The sequence below is a fragment of the Arsukibacterium sp. MJ3 genome, assembly GCF_000987765.1.
Lineage (GTDB): Bacteria > Pseudomonadota > Gammaproteobacteria > Enterobacterales > Alteromonadaceae > Alishewanella.
Map to the genome: position 1 here is coordinate 34,847 of NZ_LAHP01000014.1, position 23,174 is coordinate 58,020.

Below are 23,174 nucleotides of genomic sequence, written 5' to 3' on the forward strand. Positions count from 1 at the left end.
TAATGTCTGTAACAACTACTGAACCACATGATCATGACAAACAGCATGACCACGAGCAAGAGCATCATGATCACAAGCCCAGCGGGATAAAACGCTGGCTGTACACCACCAACCACAAAGACATCGGCACCTTGTACCTGGTATTCGCCTTAATTATGTTTTTCATCGGCGGCTCCATGGCAATGGTGATTCGCCTGGAGTTATTTCAGCCCGGTATGCAGTTTGTCGAGCCACACTTTTTTAACCAGATGACCACGGTACATGGTTTGATTATGGTATTTGGCGCGGTAATGCCGGCCTTTACTGGTTTAGCAAACTGGATGATCCCAATGATGATTGGCGCGCCAGATATGGCACTGCCTCGAATGAATAACTGGAGTTTCTGGATCCTGCCGTTTGCTTTTCTTATTTTGCTTTTATCATTGTTTATGCCAGGTGGTGGGCCAAGTTTTGGCTGGACGTTCTACGCGCCATTATCGACTACTTATAGTAACGACAGTACCGCCTTATTCGTGTTTTCAGTACATATTATGGGTATATCGTCCATTATGGGAGCGATAAACGTTATTGTTACTATCTGGAATATGCGAGCACCCGGCATGAACTGGATGAAAATGCCATTATTTGTGTGGACCTGGTTTATTACCGCTTTTCTGCTGATTATGGTTATGCCAGTGTTAGCCGGTTTAGTGACGATGGTATTAACCGATAAGTATTTTGGAACCAGTTTTTTTGATGCTGCCGGTGGCGGTGACCCGGTGCTGTTTCAGCATATTTTCTGGTTCTTTGGTCACCCGGAAGTTTACATTATGATTCTGCCCGCCTTTGGTATTGTCTCCGCCATTATTCCAACCTTTGCCCGTAAACGGCTGTTTGGATATGCTTCGATGGTCTATGCCACCGCCAGTATTGCCATATTGTCGTTTCTGGTCTGGGCGCACCATATGTTTACCACCGGGATGCCGGTATTTGCCACCTTGTTTTTTATGTACGCGACGATGTTAATTGCGGTACCTACCGGGGTTAAGGTGTTTAACTGGGTGGCGACCATGTGGCGAGGTGCCATGACTTTTGAAGTGCCAATGATGTTTGCTCTGGCTTTTATTGTACTGTTTACCATTGGCGGGTTTTCTGGCCTGATGTTGGCGATAACCCCGGCCGATTTTCAGTATCACGATACCTATTTTGTAGTGGCCCATTTTCATTACGTATTGGTAACCGGTTCGGTCTTTTCGATTATTGCCGCGGTGTACTATTGGTTACCAAAGTGGACCGGCAATATGTATGACGAAGCGCTTGGCCAGTGGCATTTCTGGTGCTCGTTAATTTCGGTTAATTTGTTATTTTTCCCTATGCACTTTGTCGGATTAGCCGGCATGCCGCGGCGGATCCCGGATTATGCGCTGCAATTTGCCGACTTTAATGCTTTTATTAGTATTGGTGGCTTGTTGTTTGGCTTGTCGCAATTGATCTTTGTCTGGGGACTGATTAAATGTGCCCGCGGCGGGGTTAAGGCAACTGCACAGGTGTGGGAAGGTGCAGAAGGCTTGGAGTGGGAAGTGCCATCGCCGGCACCATACCATACCTTTGATACTCCACCGGTAATCAAATAGGGAGTACACCATGGCGCAACATCAGTTTCTAATTGGTAAGCTGTGGCTGGTAACGCTGGCGATGTTTGGGTTTGGTTTCGCCTTGGTGCCGCTTTACGATATATTTTGTGAGGTAACCGGACTTAATGGCAAAACGTCGGAGGTAGCAGCAACCAGCGAAAACGCGGTTATTGATACCAGCCGCGCAATAACCATTGAGTTTTTGGCTCGGCCAAATAAAGACATGCCGTGGATATTTAAACCAGAAGTACATCGTATGACGGTGCATCCTGGTGAGATCCACATTATGAATTACTGGGCAGAGAATCCGACTGGCCAGATGATAGTGGGCCAAGCTGTTCCGTCAGTTTCTCCTGGCCAGGCTGCCTTGTATTTTAATAAAATTGAGTGTTTTTGCTTTAGCCAGCAGCAGCTTGCGGCAGGCAAAAATATGCTGATGCCGTTACAGTTTTATGTCGATCCGGCTTTGCCGGCACAGTTTCATACTATAACGCTGAATTACACTTTATATGACGTTACTCAGGCGTGGGCAGCGCAGCAACCAACACAAGATAATATTGGGGAATAAAATGACAACAAAAACCTATGAAAAATATTATGTTCCCGCGCAAAGTCCGTGGCCAATTGTTGGTGCCGTGGCACTGTTTTTTATTGCTTTTGGTGCAGCGCATTACGTTATAGATATTTCAAAGCAGCAAAGTGGCTTTGGCGGTTATTTACTATTACTAGGATTCGCTATTCTGGTATTTATGCTGGTTGGCTGGTTTAGAAACGTTATTGATGAATCAATGAGTGGCTTATACAGTGCGCAGATGGACCGATCGTTTCGCCAGGGTATGAGTTGGTTTATCGTATCGGAAGTTATGTTTTTTATGGCATTTTTTGGTGCATTATTTTATGGCCGGATAATTGCCATGCAGTGGTTGGGGGGCTCTAGTAATAATGCCATGACATTTGAATTACTGTGGCCTAACTTTGAACCCGTCTGGCCCTTGATAAAAACGCCGGGTGGTATAGAAACTCAAGCAATGCCGTGGACCGGATTACCGTTAATAAACACGATTATTTTGGTTATTTCTTCGGTCACGTTACATTTTGCCCATACCGGATTAGAGCAGCAGAAGCGGGGGCAGTTAAAGTTAATGTTATTACTGACACTGCTGCTTGGTGCGACTTTTATAAGCCTGCAGGTATATGAGTATATTCATGCATATCGTGATTTGGGCCTGCGGCTTGATTCCGGCTTTTACGGTAATACCTTTTTCTTACTAACGGGCTTTCACGGTTTGCATGTGACTTTGGGCGCCATTATTTTGTTATTTGTATTTTTCCGGGTGCTAAAGGGGCATTTTACCCCGGAAAAACACTTTGCATTTCAGGCAGCTGCCTGGTATTGGCATTTTGTTGATGTGGTTTGGATCTGCTTATTTGTTATCGTTTACATGTTGTAACGTTAACTTTTAATAAGGCCGAGGGTTGGGTGTTATCCAACCTAGTGCCATCGCCAGCATAATAATTAATAGTACTACCACAGAGTACAGTACCCGGCGCCCAAGCAAGCGTGACATCTGTTTTTGTTCAGGATCGTTGCGCACCATAACAATGCCGGCCCGAAACAGGTTAAATACAATAAATAGTAGTAGTGCAATGATGAAAAGCTTAAGCAACATACGTTTAAATCTCCGGTTCGCTCATTATGCAGATTAAGGTGTTTGGTCAGCACTTCGGTATTCACAAAGTGTGGCTGCTGATTACTCTGACGGTTTTTATTATTTTAAGCAAGTTAGGCTATTGGCAACTGCAACGTGCCACTGAAAAAACCATGCAAATCAGCCAGCTTGAGCAGCTGCAACAACAAGGTGCTATTAACTGGCAACAGTTAGCTTTACTAACGCCAGCTGCTGCTGATGGTGTTTTATTTGCCGGGTCTGGTCACTGGTTAGCGCCTTACATCTGGTTGCTGGATAACCGGATTGTGGCTGGGAAAGTAGGATACGATGTGATTATTCCAGTACAAAACAGCGAGACAAATTGGGTTTTGCTGGTGAACTTGGGGTGGGTTGCCGCTGGCGACAACAGAGCACTACTGCCAGAACTTGCGATTCCTGCTGAATTTCAGCTGCAGGGGCTGATCCGCAGCAAGGTGGGTAGTTTTCGGCTTGGGGCCAATACTGAAAGCGAAGGCTGGCCGCAGCGCATTCAGCAACCTGAACTAACAGAAATGGCAGCACAGCTGCCGCTTAAGTCATTTCTACTGTTGTTGTACCAACAGGATAACAGCCCTTTTTTACCGCATTACCAAGCAGTGGTAATGCCACCTGAAAAACATCATGGTTATGCCTTTCAATGGTTTATGCTGGCAATCGCCGTTTTAGCAGTAGCACTGGCTGCGGCCAGGCGCAGCGGGAGAGAAAATGAACAAAAATAAATTTATGCTGTTGTTTGTGCTGTGTTGTGTGTTGCCATTAGTTGGCGCCAAGTTGGTATTAGAAATGGGTTGGTTTAACCCCGGTACCTCCAGTAAAGGCCACTGGTTACAACAAGAAATTTTTCTGCTGGACGATATAAGCGGCCAGAAAAAACATTGGCGGATTGTTTTGCTAACGGATACGCCGTGCCAAGAGCGTTGTAATAACGCCTTGCATACCGTAAAGCAGTTATATATTGGCTTGGGTCGAAAACAAGAACAAGTACAGCCAATAGTGGTGGGGCTATTGAGTGAGCCGACGGCGTATCCGATGTTTATTCAACAGCAAGCAGAAAAGGTTGATGTTACATCGTTACGGCAGCAAATTTTACTGGTGGATCAAAAAGGCTTAGTGTTACTCAGTTACCCGATGCCACTTCAAGATTCTGAAATGGCTGATATTGCCCGGAATATCCGTTACGACCTATTAAAACTATTAAATTATGACAGGACCAGTGTATGACCAAACATAAATGGTTGGTGTCAATTACCCTATTGCTTACCATGGTAGTGATTATTTATGGTGCTTATACCCGCTTAACGGATGCAGGTTTGGGCTGCCCCGATTGGCCCGGTTGTTATGGCTTTTTGAAAGTGCCGGTGAACCCCGCCAGTATTGAAATTGCCGCTCAGGCGTTTCCAGAAAGGCCTTTGGAACCCCATAAAGCGTGGAATGAAATGATCCACCGATATTTGGCTGGCACACTTGGCCTGTTAATAGCGGCAATATTTATATCCAGCCTGGTCAGCAAAGTAAGGCAACCTCGCGGGTTACCGATGGCGTTGTTATTACTGGTTATTTTTCAGGCGGCCTTGGGAGCGTGGACGGTTACTCTGGGTTTGTTGCCGATAGTAGTGCTGGCACATTTAATTGGCGGTTTTAGTCTGTTTTGCTTATTAGCGCTTTACTGGATGCAGTTATCCCCGGAGCTAAGAGTAGTTGAACCAAAATTAATCCCATTAAAACCACTGGCAATTGTTGCGACAGTGATAGTGTTACTGCAGGTTGGTCTGGGCGGCTGGACCGCTGCCAACTATGCTGCGCTCGCCTGCATTGACCTGCCAATATGTGAAGCAGGTTGGGTAAGCCGGCTGGCATTGGACGAAGCATTTGATTTGCACCTGGGCTATAGTAATTACGAATACGGTGTTATGTCAGCCGAGGCGCGGCAAACGGTGCATGTATTTCACCGTTTTGGCGCGTTTATCACACTGGCTGTGGTAAGCCTGTTTGCGTTTAAATTGTATCAACATGCGCAGACAACCATAATGCAACGGTTTGCCATCGCTGTCGGTGTGGTGTTGTTAATACAGTTTGTGCTCGGGCTGTTAAATGTAATACTGCATTTACCGCTGGCTAATGCCGTGGCGCATAACTTTGTAGGGGCGAATTTACTGATGATTTTGGTTGTAGTGCTGTATCAGCTTTACCGCCCAGACAGCAAGGAGATATAGATGGCAACTATAACAGCAACACGGCAGGGTGTATCACGTTGGCGCGATTATCTGGAACTGACTAAACCGAAAGTGGTGGCGCTGTTGGTGTTAACAGCCTGGGTTGGCATGATGTTGGCCGCGCCGGGCTTGCCTGACTTGGCGGTGGTAGCCATAGCCACCGTCGGTATTGGTTTGTTATCTGGCGCTGCAGCGGCGCTGAATCATGTGGTTGATCAGCGTATTGATGCGCAGATGGCCCGCACGCACAGCCGGCCGATAGCGAAGGGCAGAGTAAGCTCGCAGCAAGGGATAACCTTTGCCTGTGCGCTGGCAGCAACTGGTTTTGTGTTACTGTATTTTGGTGTAAACCCACTTACTGCCTGGCTTACGCTACTGAGTTTGTTTGGTTATGCGGTGGTTTATACCATGTTTTTAAAACGAGCCACACCACAAAACATTGTAATAGGGGGCTTAGCGGGTGCTATGCCACCATTGTTGGGCTGGACAGCAGTGACGGGCGATATTCATGGTTATGCCCTATTGTTGGTAATGATTGTTTTTACGTGGACTCCACCGCATTTTTGGGCGCTGGCTATCCACCGTCGCGACGATTATGCCAAGGTTAACATGCCGATGCTGCCGGTTACTCATGGCATTGACTACACCAAAAGCGCCATTCTGCTCTACACCGTATTGTTATGTCTGGTCTGTTTGTTGCCTTATATTGTCGGTATGACGGGGGCGGTTTACCTGATAGGCAGTACGTTACTGAATTTACGTTTTTTACAGTATGCCTGGAAACTAAAGTTTTCGGCTGACAGCAAAACAGCAATGGCTACTTTTAAATTTTCTATTCTGCACCTAATGCTATTATTTTTAGTATTGTTAGTTGATCATTATTTTAAGGTAACCGCATTTTATGTTTCGTAATGTAATTGTGTTATTGCTATCCACTGGTGCTGTGGTTGCCGGGGTAATGTTGTATTTACTATGGCAACATCAACATCAACCGCTACCAGAGCAGGCGCTAGTTTACCCGCAGCCTCGTAATCTGGCAGAGTTTAAGCTAACAGATCAGGATAATCAGCCACGTGGCCGGGTCGACTTATTAGACAAATGGACCCTGGCTTTTGTTGGTTATACTTATTGTCCGGATATATGCCCGCTAACCCTGGCTAAATTGGCTGGGGTGCAGGCTGAATTAGCTGCGACACTGCAGCAACCGCTGCAAATTTGGTTTATCTCGGTTGATCCACAGCGTGATACTCCGCAACAACTTAAACAATATGTCGATTATTTTAAGCAACCGGCGCTAACCGGTTTAACCGCGGGTCACGATCGGTTATTTCCATTCGTCCGCCAGCTTGGCTTGATGTATGCGATGAGCAGCACTACCGAGCAGGATTATTTGGTTGACCATAGTGCATCTGTAGTACTGATTAACCCATTGGGTCAGGTTGCTGCCATATTTAAACCGGTTATGGCGGCAGGTGAGGTACCGCTGATTAATCGTGAACAATTATTGGCTGACTTTCCACTGGTGATTAATCAGCTGCAGCGGCGTTAATGTAACCATGGCTGAGAGTACCAGTAGAAATAACCTTTTTTACTAAGCGAGGGCGCTGTGCAATTATAACGACTGCGGCCACGATTAAGCGTTTTGCTGGCAGTAACTTCGAAGGTATTATCGTCAAGCCAGTGAGGTTTAAGTGTCTCAGTGCCGGCATAGCAGGTAAGTTGTTGTGGTAAGAAATCGTCAATTTTTAGCTGTAAGCGAAGCGTTGGTGGGTTATCTTTTATTTGTTGATCAGCCAGCAAATAGTCAGTGATATTAAACGCCAGCGTGTGCAGTTTTTGTGACAAGCTAGCTAAATTCGCATATTGGCCTGCTGCAGGATAGCGGGGTATCCGGGTTAACAGAGTGGCAGATCCGATAGCACCAGATTGCTGACCTATACCAATAAAACCGAGGTCTTTAACCAGCGCTTCCAATGCATTATTAAATTCACCATACGGATATGCCAGCCACTGGTGATTTTGTCCTGTTTCTTCTTTAATTCGCTGTTCGGCCTGCAAAATGCTTTGTTTCATGCGCGCCAGCCAATCTGCCTGGTTTTCACCTGGTTCAAGCTGTGTCATATACTCGTGGTTCATGGCGTGATTGGCAACTAATACGCCGTCTGCCGACATTTTTTTAATTTGTTGCCAGCTCAATACCGGACCCACCCGGTTGTCAATGCTACCGGGGCTGATAAAAATGGTATAAGGGTAGCCAAATTCCATCAGGATAGGATGGGCTGTAGTGTAGTTATTCTCAAAACTGTCATCGAAGGTTAGTACTACGGCGTTGTCTGCAATTGGCGTAGCGTGTTTCAAGTGGTTAATTAAAACATCCAGGCCAATTACCTTAAAGTTATTGTCTTTAAAATATTGCAGGTGCTGGCGTAATTCATTGGCAGTAACACTGGTTACGCGTGGGGTATTGTCGGCCACGTGATGGTAGATCAGCATTACCGCAGCCTTAACCGGCGCTATTACGCTAAAAAATAAAATTAACACAACAAATAAGCGCATGAAAACCCCGGTAATGTCGTTAAACTAAGGGTGTTATACCACAGCTTGGTGATGCGTTAATAGTAAGAGTGCTCGCCACGCTGGTGCTCAGTAATATCGCGCACACCGTTTAATTCACCGATAAAGCGGGCCAGTAATTCTTTTTCTATACCTTCTTTCAAGGTTAAATCGACTTGAGAACAGCCGTTACATCCGCCACCGAATTGCAGTACTGCCACGCCATCGTCGGTAAGCTCCATTACCGATACCCTGCCGCCATGATTTGCCAGCTGCGGGTTAATTTCGGCATCAATAACGTACTGCACACGTTCCATCAACGGCGCATTGTCATTCACCTTACGCACTTTGGCGTTCGGCGCTTTTAACGTAAGCTGCGAACCCATTTGATCGGTAACAAAATCAATTTCGGCATCAACCAGAAAGGGTTTGCTTTCAGCATCAACAATGGCATTTAAACCATTAAAGTTAATTTGAATGTCAGTGTCTTCCACGGCATCTGCCGGGCAATAAGATACGCCACATTCAGCCTGAGCCGTACCAGGGTTGACAACGAATACCCGAATGCTGGTACCGGCAGCTTGTTTTTCCAGCAGCTTTACAAAATGGGCTTGCGCCTGTTCTGAAATAGAAATCATCTTAATACCCGACTAAATTACTAGGTTAATGTTCATCATACTCTGAGTCAGGCGCTGTTGCCAGCCCTGCTTGAGTTTTGCCACGCTTTCTGGCTAACTGGGCGCGTAAAAACTTAAAGGAAACAGGCATGAAACTCAGTGTAGCAATTTTTTTTACACTCTGGGCTGCAATGGTGCAGGCACAGTATTTTAACGAGCCAGTAGACACAAAGCTACCTTCACCACAGCAAACATTGGGGCATGCAGTTGGAGAATGGCATGCCCGGCATGACCAAATTCAACGCTACTTTGAAACCTTGGCAGAGAGTTCTGATAACGCCATGTTAGAAGTTATTGGTTATAGTCATGAACAGCGACCTTTGTTACAACTGGTGATTTCATCACCTGAAAACTTAGCAAAACTTGATGAAATTCGCCAGCAACATCAGGCGCAAGCGAAACAACAACAAACTATTGCTAGCGATGCGCCAGTGGTTATTTGGTTAGGTTATGGTGTGCATGGTAATGAGCCTAGTGCTGCCAACGCTGCTCTGGTACTGGCACATTATTTAACTGCGGTTAAAACCGAAGAAGTTGCTGCCTGGCTAAGTCAGGCGGTTATTCTGATCCAACCCAGCTTAAACCCCGATGGCCATGATCGGTTTGCCCACTGGGCCAACATGCATAAAGGCAGTAAACCGGTTGCCGATCCGCAGCATCGAGAGCATATCGAGCCCTGGCCAAACGGCCGGCCAAACCATTACTGGTTCGATTTAAACCGTGACTGGTTATTGTTACAGCATCCGGAAAGCCAAGCTAGAATTGCCCAGTTTCAACAATGGCTTCCCAATGTTGTTGGTGATTTTCACGAGATGGGTACTAACAGCAGCTTTTTTTTCCAACCGGGTATTCCCAGCCGCAACTATCCTTTAACACCGAAGCGTAACTTTGAGCTTACTGCGGCAATAGCCCAATTTCATGCTGCCGCATTTGATGCACAAGGGCAGTTATATTACAGCGAAGAAAGTTTTGATGACTTTTATGTAGGGAAAGGCTCGACTTATCCAGATGTAAACGGCAGCGTAGGTATTTTGTTTGAGCAAGCCAGTAGTCGCGGTCATGTACAGGAGTCAATAAATGGGTTGCTGCGTTTTAGCGATACCATCAAAAACCAATTTACCGCATCGTTGTCAACTATTCGCGGTGCTATTGCAAAGCGAATGGATTTACTGCAATACCAACAAGAGTTTTACCAAAGCGCCCTGCAGCAGGCTAAGGTTTATAAATACAAAGGTTATATGTTAACTGATGATGGTGACTCGAGCCGGTTGCATACGTTATTAGATATTTTACAGCGACACCATATTGCAGTGTATCCGTTAAGTCGGGATTGGCAAGATGGTGATTATAAATATTTGGCTGGCCAAAGTTATTTTATCCCGTTACAACAAGTGCAGTATCGATTGATTAAAGCCGCCTTTTCTACCGAAAAAGAGTTTAAAGACAATACTTTTTATGACGTATCAAGCTGGACCTTGCCGTATGCTTTTAATATTGAATTTAAAGCGGTAAGTCGTGAGCCAGGCCGGGCATTGGCCAGTCAGCAGTGGCAAGCAGTACCCGGTTTCAGGCAGCCTTTACCGGCAGATGCTTATGCTTATATATTTAGCTGGCAGGATCAACAAGCGCCGTTACTATTACAAGCATTGCTGGAAGATGGCATGGTAGTCAGGACTGCCTTACAACGCTTTAGCGCGCAAACCAGCGACACCACCGTAACATTCCAGCCAGGAAGCATGATGGTAGCGGCAGGTTTACAGCAGAAAGCCGATTGGTTTACCCGGTTGCAGCAGCTGCAGCAGCAACATGGCGTTAAAGTGCATGCTATTCGTACAGGCCTCACCCCTGAGGGTAGCGACTTGGGCAGTCATAATTTTGCCGTGGTTAATAAACCAGAGGTATTGCTGATCGCCGGGCCTGGTATTAACTCAACTGAGGCAGGCGAAGTGTGGTACAACCTGGAGAGATTAGCCGGTATTTCACCCAGCATGGTAGAGCCTGACCGGTTAGCAAGAATAAACGTAAACCGCTACACCCATATCATTTTGCCCGATGGTAATTATGGACAATGGCAGGACAGCCAGATAAAAAAACTGAAGCAATGGACCGAACAGGGTGGCGTGCTGTGGGGCCATAAAGGTGGTGCTGCCTGGTTAGCCAAAGCGGGGTTATTACGCGCTGAGGTTTGGCAAAGTTCTGAGATGCAGCAGTTAATCCCAAGCCAAGATGTAGCTTATGGCGATCGGGAAGCTTTGGCGGCTAAGCAACGGATTGCCGGTGCTATTTTTAGTGCTGAACTTGATTTAACTCATCCGTTAACCTTTGGTGTACCCCGTGCCCGCTTACCATTATTTAAAAACAGCACCATGTTGTTGCAACCTAGCAGCTTACCTTTCGTCAATGTTGGATTGTACAGCGAAAATCCACATTTGGCAGGCTATGCAGCTAGTGAATATGTGCCCAGAATTGCTCTGGGTGCCGCATTAATAGCCCATAATCTTGGTCGTGGCCGGGTAATTGGTATGACTGATAATCCGGTTTTTCGAGGTTATTTTTACGGCTCCAGCCGCTTGTTGGTTAATGCGATGTTTTTGGGGAACAGCTTTAATGCACCCATTCAAAGCGAATAACCTGGTGCGGCGGTAACAGTAAGGGTCCAGACAGAAATGGTTTTAACCCCAGCCCGGCGTAACAGTCGGGCTAGGGCGTTTGCGGTGGCGCCAGTAGTAATAACATCGTCTACCAACGCAATATGTGCAGGTAATGGCTGAGCAAGTGTGGTTAAGCTAAATGATTGGCGCAGGTTTTTCCGTCGTTGCTGTCGGTTCAGGCCGCGCTGACTGTGGCTGGCCGTTTTACCGAATAATGCTAACACCGGCAGCTGTAACTGCTTACCAAGTGCTTCAGCCAACAGCTGAGACTGATTAAAACCGCGTTGCCTTTGTTTACGCCAATGCAGTGGTACAAAGGTAAGTGCCCCAGGCATTGGATGCCCGCCATCCTTATATGCTGCTAGTAACAAACAGAGTTGTTGTTGCAGCAGCTGGCCGGCAGCCAGATCAGTGTGGTATTTCCACAATGGTATCCAGTGCTGATAGGGCTGCTGGTAATGTGCCAAACAGAGCAACTGATCAAACTTGGCGTCAGCCAGACCACGCGCAACCGCCGGTAGCCATAGTAGATTGAAATGACACAATGCGTAAGGCAGAACCGGTAATGCCTGCTGACAATAAAGACAAAGTTGCCGGCCAGGCTGTGATAACGGTAAACTGCACCACATACAACTGCCTGGCAGCAGGTAGTGCCAACATTGCCGCAGCAGCGCAGAAACCGTGTGAATCATAAAATTAACACTAAGGATACATAGTAGCAGCATGGCAGAGATCCCGCACACTGGCAAACCTGTTCTGGTATTACTGCATGGCTGGGGGGTTAATCAGGGAGTTTGGCAAACTCTGCTGGCAGATATTCCGACCGGTTTTCACGTGCTTACCCCAGATATTCCGGGTTTTGGCTTGGCGCAGTCGCTACCTCAACCGTATAATTTTGACGCTGTTTTAGCTGGGCTGGCGCGAGAAATTCCGGATAACAGCTTGCTCTGTGGCTGGTCGCTTGGTGGCTTGTTCGCTATTGCGCTGGCCGCACGTTACCCGGCTAAAGTACGCCAGCTAGCTTTGGTTGCTGCAACACCCTTTTTTTTGCAGCATGCAGACTGGCCGGGCATGCAAGCATCAGTTATGCAGCAGTTTGCTCAGTCGTTGCAACGTGATTTACCACAAACTATTAATCGTTTCCTGGCTATTCAAGCTATGGGATCAGTTACTGCAAAACATGACGCCGCCATGCTTAAACAGGCAATAACCGTATTGCCACAGGCCAGTGCTGAAGCATTGAGGGCGGGCCTCTCTTTTCTGACAGAACAAGATTTACGCTGCACTTTTACTACGTTAACCCAGCCGATAGTAGGCTGTTTCGGCGCGCTTGACTCATTAGTGCCGGTAGCGGTGGTGCAACAGTTACAGCAGTTACAGCCTAAAGCCCGTTTTAGCGTGCTGGCTAAAGCATCACACGCGCCCTTTATTTCACATCGCCTGGAGTTTCTGAGTTGGCTAGTTAGCTGGTTAACATCAACTGAGTTGTCTTGTGACTAATGTGCTTTCTTTTTCGCTTTTTTTGGTCAATAATTAGACAGTATTTTTGGTTTTAGCGAGTAGAGGCAATTATGGAAATTCAATCAGCATTTAATGCTGGTCTACAAGGGTTTCAACGTGCTTCAAGTGGAGTAACCGAAGCCACCGTAAATATTAACCGACAAACCAGCGCTAATCGTGAGCAGGTTGCGGCAGCAGAAAATGAAGTACGACAGAACGAAGCCCCGGAGCAAACACGTTCAAGTCAATCACAAGTTCCGTCATTAGCGGAAAGTTTGACACAATTAAATACGGAATCGCGTAATGCCCAAGCCAATGTGCGTTCAATACAAGCCGCCGATGAAGCGCTGGGCACTATTATCGACGTAAGAGTGTAAGTGTCATGCAAATTACCTCTTACTATCCTAACGTTAGCATAAACACGGCAAATCCGGTTACCGAATTAGCCCGGCGTGATATGCAACGACGTGAACTGGTTGAGCCCGTACGCGATCTGGATAAAGGTAAAGCAGAACGAGCAGTCGTTACTGAAGATAAAGGCCGTAACAGCAATTCAGCTGCTAATGGTAACAATTACGACGCTAGTGGTAAAAATACTGAAACACAGCAGGCTATCGAAGGCCGGCCTGATCAATCTGATGAAAATAACCCTGAACAACAGCAAAAAGAGGCAGAGCAACAGCAGCAACAGCAAGCTGAACAGCAGGAAATAACAGAATTAAAAACCCGTGATCAGGAAGTGCGAAACCATGAGCAAGCCCACGCCAGTATCGGTGGCCGCTATGCCGGCGCGCCGAGTTACAGTATGCAGCTGGGGCCGGACGGCCGTCAGTATGCCGTAGGCGGTGAAGTACAAATTGATATTGCTATAGTGGCTGGCGATCCGCAGGCCACCATTCAAAAGATGCAGCAGGTAACGGCAGCCGCTCTGGCGCCGGCAGAGCCATCTTCTGCAGATCGGCGAATTGCAGCTGAAGCTAGTCAGCGGTTAATGCAAGCTCAAGCTGAACTGGTAGCAGCAAAAACAGCTCCGGCATTAGCTGCGGCTATCAGCGCCACCAGTGATACGCTTAGCAGTAGTGATGAAGCTAACTCTGCACCGCCAGGTGCTGCCATCGTTAACTCACAAATTCGTTATGATAACAACGCGTTAGCTGATGTAGCTCTTGCCGGGGGTTTGGTTTTTCCAGAGTTTGATACTCTAGCGCAAATGCAACGTCGCAGTATGGTGATTAGCCAGTTTTATCAATTGGCAACCGAGCCAGCGCAGCGGCCACTGCGCCAGCAAGCCTGAAAGCTGTTACTTTTTAAATTTAGCTAATGCATCAGCAAAGGCATTGCCCATTGCCGCATTGCCCGGTTCAGCTTTGGCTGTTTTGCCCGGCTGCCGGTTAGGCTTGTTAATGCCTGCCCCTTTTGTTACTGGTTTATCTTGAGCAGCTGCTTGAGGTTGTTCATCTAGTCGCATAGTTAGCGCTATGCGTTTTCTGCTAAGGTCGATATCTAACACCTTCACTTTGACAATATCGCCAGCTTTAACTATTTGGTGTGGGTCGCTGACAAACTTATCTGTCAACGATGAGATATGCACTAGACCGTCCTGATGCACACCAATATCCACAAAAGCGCCAAAGTTGGTAACGTTGGTAATAACGCCTTCCAGTAACATGCCAACTTTAAGATCCTGTAGGGTTTCCACGCCGTCTTTAAAACTGGCCGTTTTAAATTCTGGCCTTGGGTCGCGACCCGGTTTATCCAGCTCTTTTAAAATATCGTTGATGGTGGGTAAACCAAAATGTTCATCAACAAAGGCTGTCGCATCTATGCTATTTAAAAAACTGCTATTGCCAATAATATTCAGTACCGACTGTTGCTGGGTGCTGAGAATTTTTTCAACCAATGGATAGGCTTCCGGATGAACTGCTGAAGCGTCCAACGGGTTTTTACCGTTGTTAATGCGTAAAAACCCTGCGGCCTGCTCATAGGCTTTTGGTCCCAGGCGCGGCACTTTTAACAGCTCTTTACGCTCGTTAAAGCGGCCATGTTCGTCCCGGTATTGCACAATGTTTTGGGCCAGGGTTTTGTTTAAACCGGCTACCCGCGCTAATAACGCGGCAGACGCGGTATTTAAATCAACTCCTACTGCGGTAACGCAGTCTTCTACCACCGCATCTAATGAGCGGGTTAATAAGCTTTGATTAACGTCATGCTGATATTGGCCAACACCAATGGCCTTAGGTTCAATTTTAACCAGTTCAGCCAACGGATCCTGCAAGCGACGGCCAATAGACACGGCACCGCGCAGCGAAACGTCGAGATTAGGAAACTCTAAAGCCGCTAGCTCCGAGGCCGAATAAATTGAGGCACCGGCTTCAGACACCATCACTTTACTAAGCTGCTCATTATTGACCACTTTAATCACCTCGCCCGCAAGCTTGTCGGTTTCCCGTGAGGCGGTGCCATTACCAATAGCAATCAGTTCAATCTTATGTTGCTGGCACAACTGACTGAGCGTGCGCACTGATTTATCCCATAAGTTTTGCGGCGCATGTGGAAAAATGGTGGTATGGGTTAACAACTTACCGGTTTCGTCAATAAGGGTACATTTAACTCCGGTGCGTAAGCCAGGATCTAATGCAAGTGTGCGGCGCATGCCTGCCGGTGCGGCCATTAATAAATCGGCCATATTGCGGGCAAATACTTTAATGGCTTCCACTTCAGCACGCTCGCGCAGCTCACTGAGCAAGTCATTTTCCAGATGCAAATGCAGTTTTACTTTCCAGGTCCATTGCACTACGGTGCGTAAAAACGCATCGGCTGGCCGTTGTTGCATCTTAATGGCAAAGTGATCGGCGACCATTTGTTCACACAACGCATGTGCCGAAGTTTCATCACTGTCAGGCACTAACTGTAATTGCAGCACGCCTTCATTGCGGCCACGAAACATTGCCAGCGCCCGGTGTGACGGAATGTTTTTCCATTGTTCGGTGTGGCTGAAATAATCGCGGAACTTGGCGCCTGCCTGCTCTTTACCCGTAACAACCGTACTTTTTAATATGGCATCGCGACTGAGTTTAGTGCGTAACCGGGCCAGCAGAGCGGCGTCTTCGGCAAAACGTTCCATCAGAATAAACTTAACTCCATCCAGTACTGCTTTGGTATCGGTATAGCCAGCATCGCTATTTAAATAGGCTGCAGCCTGTTGTTCTGGATCGCACTCCGGGTTACCAACAATAGTCTCGGCCAGCGGCGCCAAGCCAGCTTCAATGGCCATCTGGCCTTTAGTGCGACGCTTTGCCTTGTATGGCAGGTATAAATCTTCTAATCGGGTTTTGTTATCGGCAGCCAGAATGTCGCGTTGCAGCTCGGGGGTTAGCTTGCCTTGCTCGTCGATGGTTTTTAAAATAACCTGACGCCGCTCTTCCAACTCGCGCAAATAATTTAGTCGTTGATCAAGTAAGCGTAATTGGGTGTCGTCCAGTGCGCCGGTAACCTCTTTGCGATAGCGGGCTATAAATGGCACCGTAGCGCCTTCATCTAACAAAGCAATGGCGGCTGCTACCTGTTCAGGACGTGCGGCAATTTCGCTGGCTATTTGTTTAACTATCATTGACATAACTATGGGATCCTTCGGCTTTGCGGCCCTAGTGGCAGGCAAAGTACGCTACGTAGTATAAAAACAGGTTGGATTGTCACCTTTCGGCACCAAAAAATCCAATCAGATTATACGCCAAAGTCACAACATTCTGCGGTAATAGCGTGGTCGCTTGGTTAAAAAATACGCTATACTGAATGTGGATTTTAGCATTACCGGAGGGTTTTAAAATGAAATCTCGTCCTCAGCTATACGTGTTGCTACCAACTATTGTCTTGCTTGCTGCCTGCAGTACTGTACCTCAATACCAAATTCAACCAGATTACGATTATATCCAACAAGTCGAAAACTCTTCAAAAGTCAGCTCGCATACTGCTACGGTATATTGGGTTAACCCACCAATAAAACGGCAACAACAGCAGGAAAATAAATAAGACTGAAAAATTTTGTAACATAGTTTAACCGCCATAGCAGTAACAGTGGCGGTTTTTTAGTTTATAGTGAGAAAAAATAACAGGATAGTGGGTTATGGCCAGCCAGGAAACTTTGAAAATTATTGTAGTAGATGATGATTTACGTTTGCGGGCTTTACTGGAGCGCTATCTGGCGGAGCAGGGTTATCAGGTTCGGGGTGTTGGCAATTTCGAGCAAATGCAGCGGCTGATGGAGCGCGAGCACTTTCATCTGGTGGTACTTGATTTAATGTTGCCAGGCGAAGATGGCTTGTCGATATGCCGCAAGTTACGCCAACAAAATAACGATGTACCTATTATTATGTTAACCGCTAAAGGTGATGAAGTTGACAGGATAATTGGCCTAGAAATGGGTGCCGACGATTATTTACCTAAACCTTTTAACCCCCGTGAGCTATTGGCAAGAATTCGCGCGGTGTTACGGCGTAAGAGTAAAGATTTACCCGGCGCGCCATCGCAGGAAGAAACCATAATTAGCTTTGGGCCTTTTACCTTTAATTTGGCCACCCGCGAAATGCGCAAGGGTGACCAGCCGCTGCCACTGACCAGTGGAGAATACGCCGTGTTAAAAGTACTTGTCAGTCACCCGCGTGAGCCCTTGTCACGCGATAAGCTGATGAACCAGGCTCGTGGGCGTGATTATTCTGCGATGGAGCGCAGCATTGACGTGCAGGTATCGCGTTTACGTCGCATGCTGGAGGACGATGCATCGAATCCGCGTTACATTCAAACCGTTTGGGGATTGGGGTATGTTTTTGTGCCCGACGGCAGTATTGTCTGATGCGGTTACTGCCACGCAGTGCCTTTGGCCAAACGGTATTTTTAATTGGTTTTTTATTACTGATTAACCAGCTGGTGTCGTATGTGTCAGTGGCGCTATACTTTATTAAACCTACTACTCAGCAAATTAATCACCTTATTGCCAAGCAAATAAAAGTAGTTTTTCTTGATACTAATCAGCATACACCACTGTTATCAGCCGAACTAACCCAGCGCTTCAGTGAGGCGACTGGTATTGCGGTTTACAACCAAGCTGAGGCAATGAAAAACGGTTTGGCTAATACTCGCTACTATGGCTATTTTTCAGAGCAAATGTCAGCTGAATTAGGCGGCGAAGCACTGGTGCATATTGAGCAAGGCGATACCTTTGCTTTTTGGGTGCAGCCGCCACAGGCGCCACAATACTGGGTAAAAGTACCGTTATCAGGCCTGGATGAAACAGACTTCTCGCCTTTAACATTTTATTTATTACTGATAGGCGTGTTAAGTGTGGGCGGCGCCTGGGTATTTGCCCGTCATTTAAACCGTCCCTTAAAGTTATTACAGCAAGCTGCTCTTCAAGTTGGACGAGGGGATATTCCGCCGCCACTAAGTGCCGACAAAGGTTCTACTGAAATTATTGCGGTGATCCGGGCGTTTAACTACATGGCAGAGGGCATTAAGCGGTTAGAGCAAGACCGGGCCTTGTTAATGGCCGGCGTGTCACATGACTTACGCACACCATTAACCCGAATTCGTTTGGCATCGGAAATGATGAGTGAGCCGGATAGCTGGATCCGTGATGGCATTATTAATGATATCGAAGATATGAATGCCATTATTGACCAGTTTATTGATTTTTTACGCCACCATAAACAAGAGGCCTTACAAAGCGTTAATTTGAACGAACTAATATACGAATTAGTGCAGGCTGAGCACGTGCAACAACGGCATTTTATTACCGAACTTGATCCGAAATTACCGACAATTATGCTACGTAAAATAGCTATAAAACGGATGCTGAACAATCTGTTAGAAAATGCTCTGCGCTACAGTGATGGTGATATTGCAATAACCACAGGCTATGAAAAAAGCCGCAAACAACTTTTCCTGGAAGTGCGCGATCATGGCCCGGGTATACCAGAACATAAAATGGAGGCTATGTTTGCGCCTTTTACCCAAGGTGATGAAGCGCGTGGCAGTGGTGGCTCTGGTTTAGGCTTGGCCATTATTAAAAAAATCGTCGATATGCATCAGGGCAGTATCAGATTATTTAATCATGCTCATGGGGGGTTGGTGGTAAGGGTATATTTTTCGGTTAAAGCTGCTAATTAAAACAATATGTAATTAAAGAAAGCCAAAAAGTTGCATGTGTCGCCAGCGAGTAGCTAAGTGAAATTTTTATAAAAGATGCTTGTTTGCAAGGCACTGTCAACTTTCGATAACGAAAATGATGCTTTTAACGGCAGTTTGTCGCACTCACTTACAAATTACTAATTACATCGGGTAACATCTGTGATAAAACGAATTGCAGTTCAAATAAGGCAAACTAACTTTTTGGCTGCTTACGCTGATGCGTGATCTGAACTGTCAGAAGAAAAAACAATGTTGTCTGTGCTTTTAGCTGAACCCTCTTTAGCTGCAAGACAATAATAAAAATAATATTAAAGTACAAAAGCAGTACAAAAGGAGATTACCTTGGGAACTATGAATAAAGCCTTATTGGCAACGGCTGTCAGCTTAGCAATTGCTGGTTATGCCCATGCCGGTATTACAAAAATAAAGCCCGTCAGTCAGCAGAGTGTCCATGAGATATTCGGCGACGTTACTGTGAGTTTAGACGAGCAAGCCCCCGCGGCCTGGTATGTATTATTAAAAGCCCCAGCTGCCAGTGATGCATTGCAAGGCGATCAGTTCGATAAAGCAATGGCTCAGCAATACTCGCTGGATGCAGCAAATGCCCAGCAAAGCGTTAGTCAGGTATTATTCAGCCTGAACCCCGATGCTCAAATATTAACTAAAACTACCAAACTCGCTGCCGGCATGGTTATTATTGCCGACGCTGCAACACTTCAGGCGTTAAAACAAAACGCTCTGGTGGCCGACATTATGCCGCTGTATGACAGTGAATTACATGTTGCGGACAGTGCTGAATATATAAAAGCGGTTCAAACCGTGCAGTCAGGTAAAGCAACGGGTGCTGGTATCAAAGTTGCAATTTTAGACAGTGGAGTTGACTTTACCCATGCTATTTTTGGTGGGTTAGGTACTCCGGAAGCCTATGCTGCAGCGTTTGCTGACCAAACCACACCGGTGTGGCCACAAGGACAGGTTAAAGGCGGTTACGATTTTGTTAACAAAGATCCTAACCCGATTGACCCACCAACGGGTGGTCACGGTACTTCAGTAGCTCACTCGGTAACGGGTATTGCTCCTGACGTAGATTTATATGCTTACACGGTTTGTACCGGTACCTGTTCTGCAGCCAACCAGATCTCGGCACTTGAAGCGGCAATGGATCCCAATGGCGATGGCAATCTGGCAGATCGGGTTGATATTATTAATATGTCACTGGGTGGTCAGTTTGGTTCTTCATCAACGGTTTCAGGTACCCAGTTTCTGATCCAGCGCGCGGCACAGCTAGGCGTCAATATGGTTATCTCTGCCGGTAATGACGGTAATGTGCCATTTAGGGTGGGCGGTCCAAGTACCACACCTAATGCGTTATCTGTTGGTGCCATGACTCATCCGACAACCTTGGTCGGTGTTTTTGACAGTGCAGAGATAGAAGGCGACACGGTAGCGATGGTTGCTGCAGGTTTTAACCCTACTTTCAACTTTTCTTTTAACTCTACCAGTACCCCTTTAGTCCGGGTGCCTGGCGATTATACGGCTTGTAATACGCTGGCCGCAGATGCTGACCTAACGGGTAAAGCCGTTCTCCTTTCACGTGGTACTTGTGCATTCTCACTAAAAGTACTTAATGCTCAGGCCCGTGGTGCGGCTTTTGTTATTATCGCCAACAGTAACCCGGGCGAAGCGCCTATCTCCGCAGGTGGCGATGGTACTGGCGTGACTATTCCGGCGGTAATGATTACCAAAGAAGTAGGTGATGCCATCAATGCGATGTTGTTGGCGGGTTCAGAAGTTAGTTACGATATTACCTCTGAGGGCAAATCAGGTGCGGGTGCTATAGCTGGCTTTACGTCGCGTGGTCCGTCAATGGATGGTTTGTTAAAGCCAGAAATTACTGCTCCGGGCGTATCAATTGACGTAGCCCGAGTTGGAACCGGTACCGGTACGGCGCCAGTAAACGGCACTTCTTTCTCAGGTCCTATTACCGCAGGTGCAGCTGCGTTGTTGCGTGAAGCCTTGCCTGATCGTAATGCTGCTGAAATTAAAGCAACATTAATGAACTCTGCCAACCTAGATGTATTTATGGAACCACGAGCCATTAATCCAACAGCGGCAGCAGCTCCAATTAGTTTGATTGGCGCTGGTTTAGTGGATGTTGAAAAAGCAGTGAATTTACCGGTAGCAGCTTGGGTGCATGACGCTGCTTTTGCTACCCGTCAGGCGGCATTGTCGTTTGGGTTACAAACGTTAACTGCAGTAAGTAGCATGACCAAAACGGTTACTCTGAAAAATTTCAGCATGCAAGAGCGTATTTATCAGCTGACTATTAAAGATCGTTTTGCCGATAAAACGGCAACTGGCGCGACTAGTTGGCAACATCCTGCAACAGTTACCGTCCCTGCTGGCCAAACGGTGCACTTTGATGTGACCTTAACCGTTGATCCGTCGAAATTACCGGAATTTGGTTTAGTTAACGGATTAACCTGGACTAATGTTGGTGCCGCCGACGCATTAAGCCAGGCAGAGTTTGATGGTGCCTTGGTCTTTAATGACACCAGTACCAGTAGTCAGCATGACTTGCATATGGTTTATCATATTATTCCAAAACCTGCTGCCCAACTAACGCTGGCTAGCGAAATGGTCGAAGATGAGCTGGTTAATACCTTAACCAATACCGGCGTAATACCCGTTGAACCAGTAGCTTCAGCATTAGTTGCAACCTCACCCGTTAATGCTGCGTTAATGCCACAGCACGACATGCTGGCTGTTACTTTAAATGTTGAACCAGCACCGTTCTGTAGCAGTGGTTATGCACTTTACCCAACCTTTCATCTGGCGGGCGGCATTAACCATTTACTGCAAGGTAACTATGCAGTTGATTTAGATATTAATGGTGATGGTACACTAGATTACACCATGAATACCTTATTGATTACCCGTCTTGGCGCTACCTATGCGGCTTATCCAGGTGTCATGATATCGTTTAATACCCGTTTTGGAGTGTTATCGGGTGAACTGGGTGATGTCTATCATTATGCTGGTGGCAAGCAGGTTACACTGGAGTCTTGTTTTGAAGATATTGGCATGACAGCTGATGATATAGGCAGCGACATTGTTGCTCGTTTCAGAACTAATGCGAATGGCTTTGCACTTAATTCAGCCAATACAGCAGACGAATTAGTTAGCTTGGTTAGGGTTGATTTAACCCCGGCAATAAGCTTGTCGTCTGTTGCTATGCCACAAGCAGTTGAAGAGGGTGAAACACCTGTTGATACTACGGTTGAAATTTTAGCACCAGGTGAAAAAGCGTATGTTAAGCGTGATGCAAATGACAGCCGCAGCTTTGTAATGTTGTCAGCCCAGGCTGAAGCGGTTGCCATTGCTAACTTTAATGCCCCGGTAGCCGAACCAGTTATTGTGGCCGATCAGGTGGTTATGGTTGCAGAGAATACTGCTAACGGAACAGTGATTGGGCAAGTTACCGCAACGAGTGACTTTAGAACCGTGATTACTGAAATTGTTACTTTGGCTAGCAGCTCAAATGCGTTTAGCATTAGCAGTAGCGGTGCTATTACCGTAGCAAATGCTGCAGCGCTTGACTATGAAGCAGGAATGATGGAAGTAACGTTTGAAGTTGCGGCAATTGATGCCAATGGTGCTGTGTCTGCACCTGCAATGCTAACGGTAATGGTAAGCAACGTGCCAGACGAACAGCCTATAGTAACGGTGAACCTGACCAGCAGTGAAGTGCTAATTGGTAGCGCTGCGGGTGCTGTAATAGGCAATGTTACAGCTACAATCACTGAGGCAAATGCCAATCTGGTTAGCCTTACCAGCAACAATTCATTGTTCAGAGTAGACAATGGCCGACTTGTTTTAGCCAGGATGCCGGTTAAATCGGATGTTCGTGTTCAGACTGTGACGATTACTGCTACTGACAGTGCCGGCATGCAAGGCACTGCCAACGTTCAGGTAACTGTCAACAAAGGTTCTGGTGGCAGTCTAGGCTTGTTTGGCTTGCTGTTACTACCTTTAGTGTTATTACGTCGACGCTTTAACGCTAAATAGGTTATTG

21 protein-coding genes are annotated in these 23,174 nt (G+C 46.7%); 16 read left to right on the top strand and 5 right to left on the bottom strand.

Annotated features, from left to right (window positions below):
- Window positions 1-2: 2 nt before the first annotated feature.
- The 3 genes from ctaD to VT06_RS11355 are packed head-to-tail and all read left to right on the top strand — an operon-like array spanning window position 3 to window position 3,064.
- The gene (gene ctaD, locus VT06_RS11345) at window positions 3-1,613 is read left to right on the top strand and encodes a cytochrome c oxidase subunit I (RefSeq protein ID WP_046554424.1); all 1,611 of its coding nucleotides are present in this window, start codon (window positions 3-5) and stop codon (window positions 1,611-1,613) included.
- A 10-nt stretch (window positions 1,614-1,623) separates the two neighbouring features.
- Complete coding sequence (locus VT06_RS11350) at window positions 1,624-2,181, top strand: cytochrome c oxidase assembly protein (RefSeq protein ID WP_046554425.1); 558 nt, start codon at window positions 1,624-1,626, stop codon at window positions 2,179-2,181.
- 1 nt (window position 2,182) lies between these two features.
- Window positions 2,183-3,064, top strand: coding sequence for a cytochrome c oxidase subunit 3 (locus VT06_RS11355; RefSeq protein ID WP_046554426.1), 882 nt, complete (start codon window positions 2,183-2,185; stop codon window positions 3,062-3,064).
- A 9-nt stretch (window positions 3,065-3,073) separates the two neighbouring features.
- On the opposite strand, the gene VT06_RS11360 is transcribed toward VT06_RS11355, so the two are convergent.
- Window positions 3,074-3,283: a DUF2909 domain-containing protein gene (locus VT06_RS11360; protein ID WP_046554427.1), complete on the bottom strand. Its 210-nt coding sequence runs from the start codon at window positions 3,281-3,283 to the stop codon at window positions 3,074-3,076.
- 26 nt (window positions 3,284-3,309) lie between these two features.
- On the opposite strand from VT06_RS11360, the gene VT06_RS11365 reads away from it, so the two are divergent.
- Genes VT06_RS11365 through VT06_RS11385 form a run of 5 tightly spaced genes read left to right on the top strand, consistent with a single transcriptional unit; the run spans window position 3,310 to window position 7,084 of the window.
- The gene (locus tag VT06_RS11365) at window positions 3,310-4,041 is read left to right on the top strand and encodes an SURF1 family protein (RefSeq protein ID WP_046554428.1); all 732 of its coding nucleotides are present in this window, start codon (window positions 3,310-3,312) and stop codon (window positions 4,039-4,041) included.
- Complete coding sequence (locus VT06_RS11370) at window positions 4,028-4,543, top strand: hypothetical protein (protein ID WP_046554429.1); 516 nt, start codon at window positions 4,028-4,030, stop codon at window positions 4,541-4,543. The genes VT06_RS11365 and VT06_RS11370 overlap by 14 nt, the downstream gene beginning before the upstream one ends.
- Window positions 4,540-5,535: a heme A synthase gene (locus tag VT06_RS11375; protein ID WP_046554430.1), complete on the top strand. Its 996-nt coding sequence runs from the start codon at window positions 4,540-4,542 to the stop codon at window positions 5,533-5,535. The genes VT06_RS11370 and VT06_RS11375 overlap by 4 nt, the downstream gene beginning before the upstream one ends.
- On the top strand, window positions 5,536-6,447 hold the full coding sequence (gene cyoE / locus VT06_RS11380) for a heme o synthase (protein ID WP_046554431.1): 912 nt from the start codon (window positions 5,536-5,538) through the stop codon (window positions 6,445-6,447). It begins immediately after the preceding gene.
- Window positions 6,437-7,084, top strand: a complete 648-nt coding sequence (locus tag VT06_RS11385; protein ID WP_046554432.1) for an SCO family protein — start codon at window positions 6,437-6,439, stop codon at window positions 7,082-7,084. Before cyoE ends, VT06_RS11385 begins: the two co-directional genes overlap by 11 nt.
- Here VT06_RS11385 and VT06_RS11390 read toward each other — a convergent pair.
- Window positions 7,081-8,091 (bottom strand): polysaccharide deacetylase family protein, encoded by a 1,011-nt coding sequence (locus tag VT06_RS11390; RefSeq protein WP_046554433.1) that lies wholly within the window; start codon window positions 8,089-8,091, stop codon window positions 7,081-7,083. The genes VT06_RS11385 and VT06_RS11390 overlap by 4 nt on opposite strands.
- A gap of 56 nt (window positions 8,092-8,147) precedes the next feature.
- Complete coding sequence (nfuA, locus tag VT06_RS11395) at window positions 8,148-8,726, bottom strand: Fe-S biogenesis protein NfuA (RefSeq protein ID WP_046554434.1); 579 nt, start codon at window positions 8,724-8,726, stop codon at window positions 8,148-8,150.
- Between the two features lie 128 nt (window positions 8,727-8,854).
- Between nfuA and VT06_RS11400 the strand changes: the two genes are divergently transcribed.
- Window positions 8,855-11,395 carry a M14 family zinc carboxypeptidase gene (locus VT06_RS11400; RefSeq protein ID WP_046554435.1) on the top strand — a complete coding sequence of 847 codons (2,541 nt, stop codon included), beginning with the start codon at window positions 8,855-8,857 and terminating at the stop codon, window positions 11,393-11,395.
- On the opposite strand, the gene VT06_RS11405 is transcribed toward VT06_RS11400, so the two are convergent.
- Window positions 11,383-12,108, bottom strand: a complete 726-nt coding sequence (locus VT06_RS11405) for a ComF family protein (protein WP_046554485.1) — start codon at window positions 12,106-12,108, stop codon at window positions 11,383-11,385. The two genes, VT06_RS11400 and VT06_RS11405, sit on opposite strands and share 13 nt — an antisense overlap.
- A gap of 31 nt (window positions 12,109-12,139) precedes the next feature.
- Between VT06_RS11405 and bioH the strand changes: the two genes are divergently transcribed.
- The 3 genes from bioH to VT06_RS11420 all read left to right on the top strand — a co-directional run bounded on the left by bioH (window position 12,140) and on the right by VT06_RS11420 (window position 14,210).
- Complete coding sequence (gene bioH, locus VT06_RS11410) at window positions 12,140-12,916, top strand: pimeloyl-ACP methyl ester esterase BioH (RefSeq protein ID WP_046554436.1); 777 nt, start codon at window positions 12,140-12,142, stop codon at window positions 12,914-12,916.
- Between the two features lie 71 nt (window positions 12,917-12,987).
- Complete coding sequence (locus tag VT06_RS11415; RefSeq protein WP_046554437.1) at window positions 12,988-13,293, top strand: hypothetical protein; 306 nt, start codon at window positions 12,988-12,990, stop codon at window positions 13,291-13,293.
- 5 nt (window positions 13,294-13,298) lie between these two features.
- Window positions 13,299-14,210 (top strand): putative metalloprotease CJM1_0395 family protein, encoded by a 912-nt coding sequence (locus tag VT06_RS11420; RefSeq protein WP_046554438.1) that lies wholly within the window; start codon window positions 13,299-13,301, stop codon window positions 14,208-14,210.
- A gap of 6 nt (window positions 14,211-14,216) precedes the next feature.
- Here VT06_RS11420 and VT06_RS11425 read toward each other — a convergent pair whose 3' ends face one another.
- Window positions 14,217-16,532, bottom strand: coding sequence for a Tex family protein (locus VT06_RS11425; protein WP_046554439.1), 2,316 nt, complete (start codon window positions 16,530-16,532; stop codon window positions 14,217-14,219).
- Between the two features lie 209 nt (window positions 16,533-16,741).
- On the opposite strand from VT06_RS11425, the gene VT06_RS11430 reads away from it, so the two are divergent.
- The 4 genes from VT06_RS11430 (at window position 16,742) to VT06_RS11445 (ending at window position 23,167) form a co-directional block, all read left to right on the top strand.
- Window positions 16,742-16,945: a hypothetical protein gene (locus VT06_RS11430; protein ID WP_046554486.1), complete on the top strand. Its 204-nt coding sequence runs from the start codon at window positions 16,742-16,744 to the stop codon at window positions 16,943-16,945.
- Between the two features lie 94 nt (window positions 16,946-17,039).
- Entirely contained in the window at window positions 17,040-17,765 is a 726-nt protein-coding gene (gene ompR / locus VT06_RS11435) for a two-component system response regulator OmpR (protein WP_046554440.1), read from the top strand.
- Window positions 17,765-19,078 carry a two-component system sensor histidine kinase EnvZ gene (gene envZ, locus VT06_RS11440; protein WP_046554441.1) on the top strand — a complete coding sequence of 438 codons (1,314 nt, stop codon included), beginning with the start codon at window positions 17,765-17,767 and terminating at the stop codon, window positions 19,076-19,078. Before ompR ends, envZ begins: the two co-directional genes overlap by 1 nt.
- A 372-nt stretch (window positions 19,079-19,450) precedes the next feature.
- Complete coding sequence (locus VT06_RS11445) at window positions 19,451-23,167, top strand: S8 family serine peptidase (RefSeq protein ID WP_046554442.1); 3,717 nt, start codon at window positions 19,451-19,453, stop codon at window positions 23,165-23,167.
- Window positions 23,168-23,174: the final 7 nt, after the last annotated feature.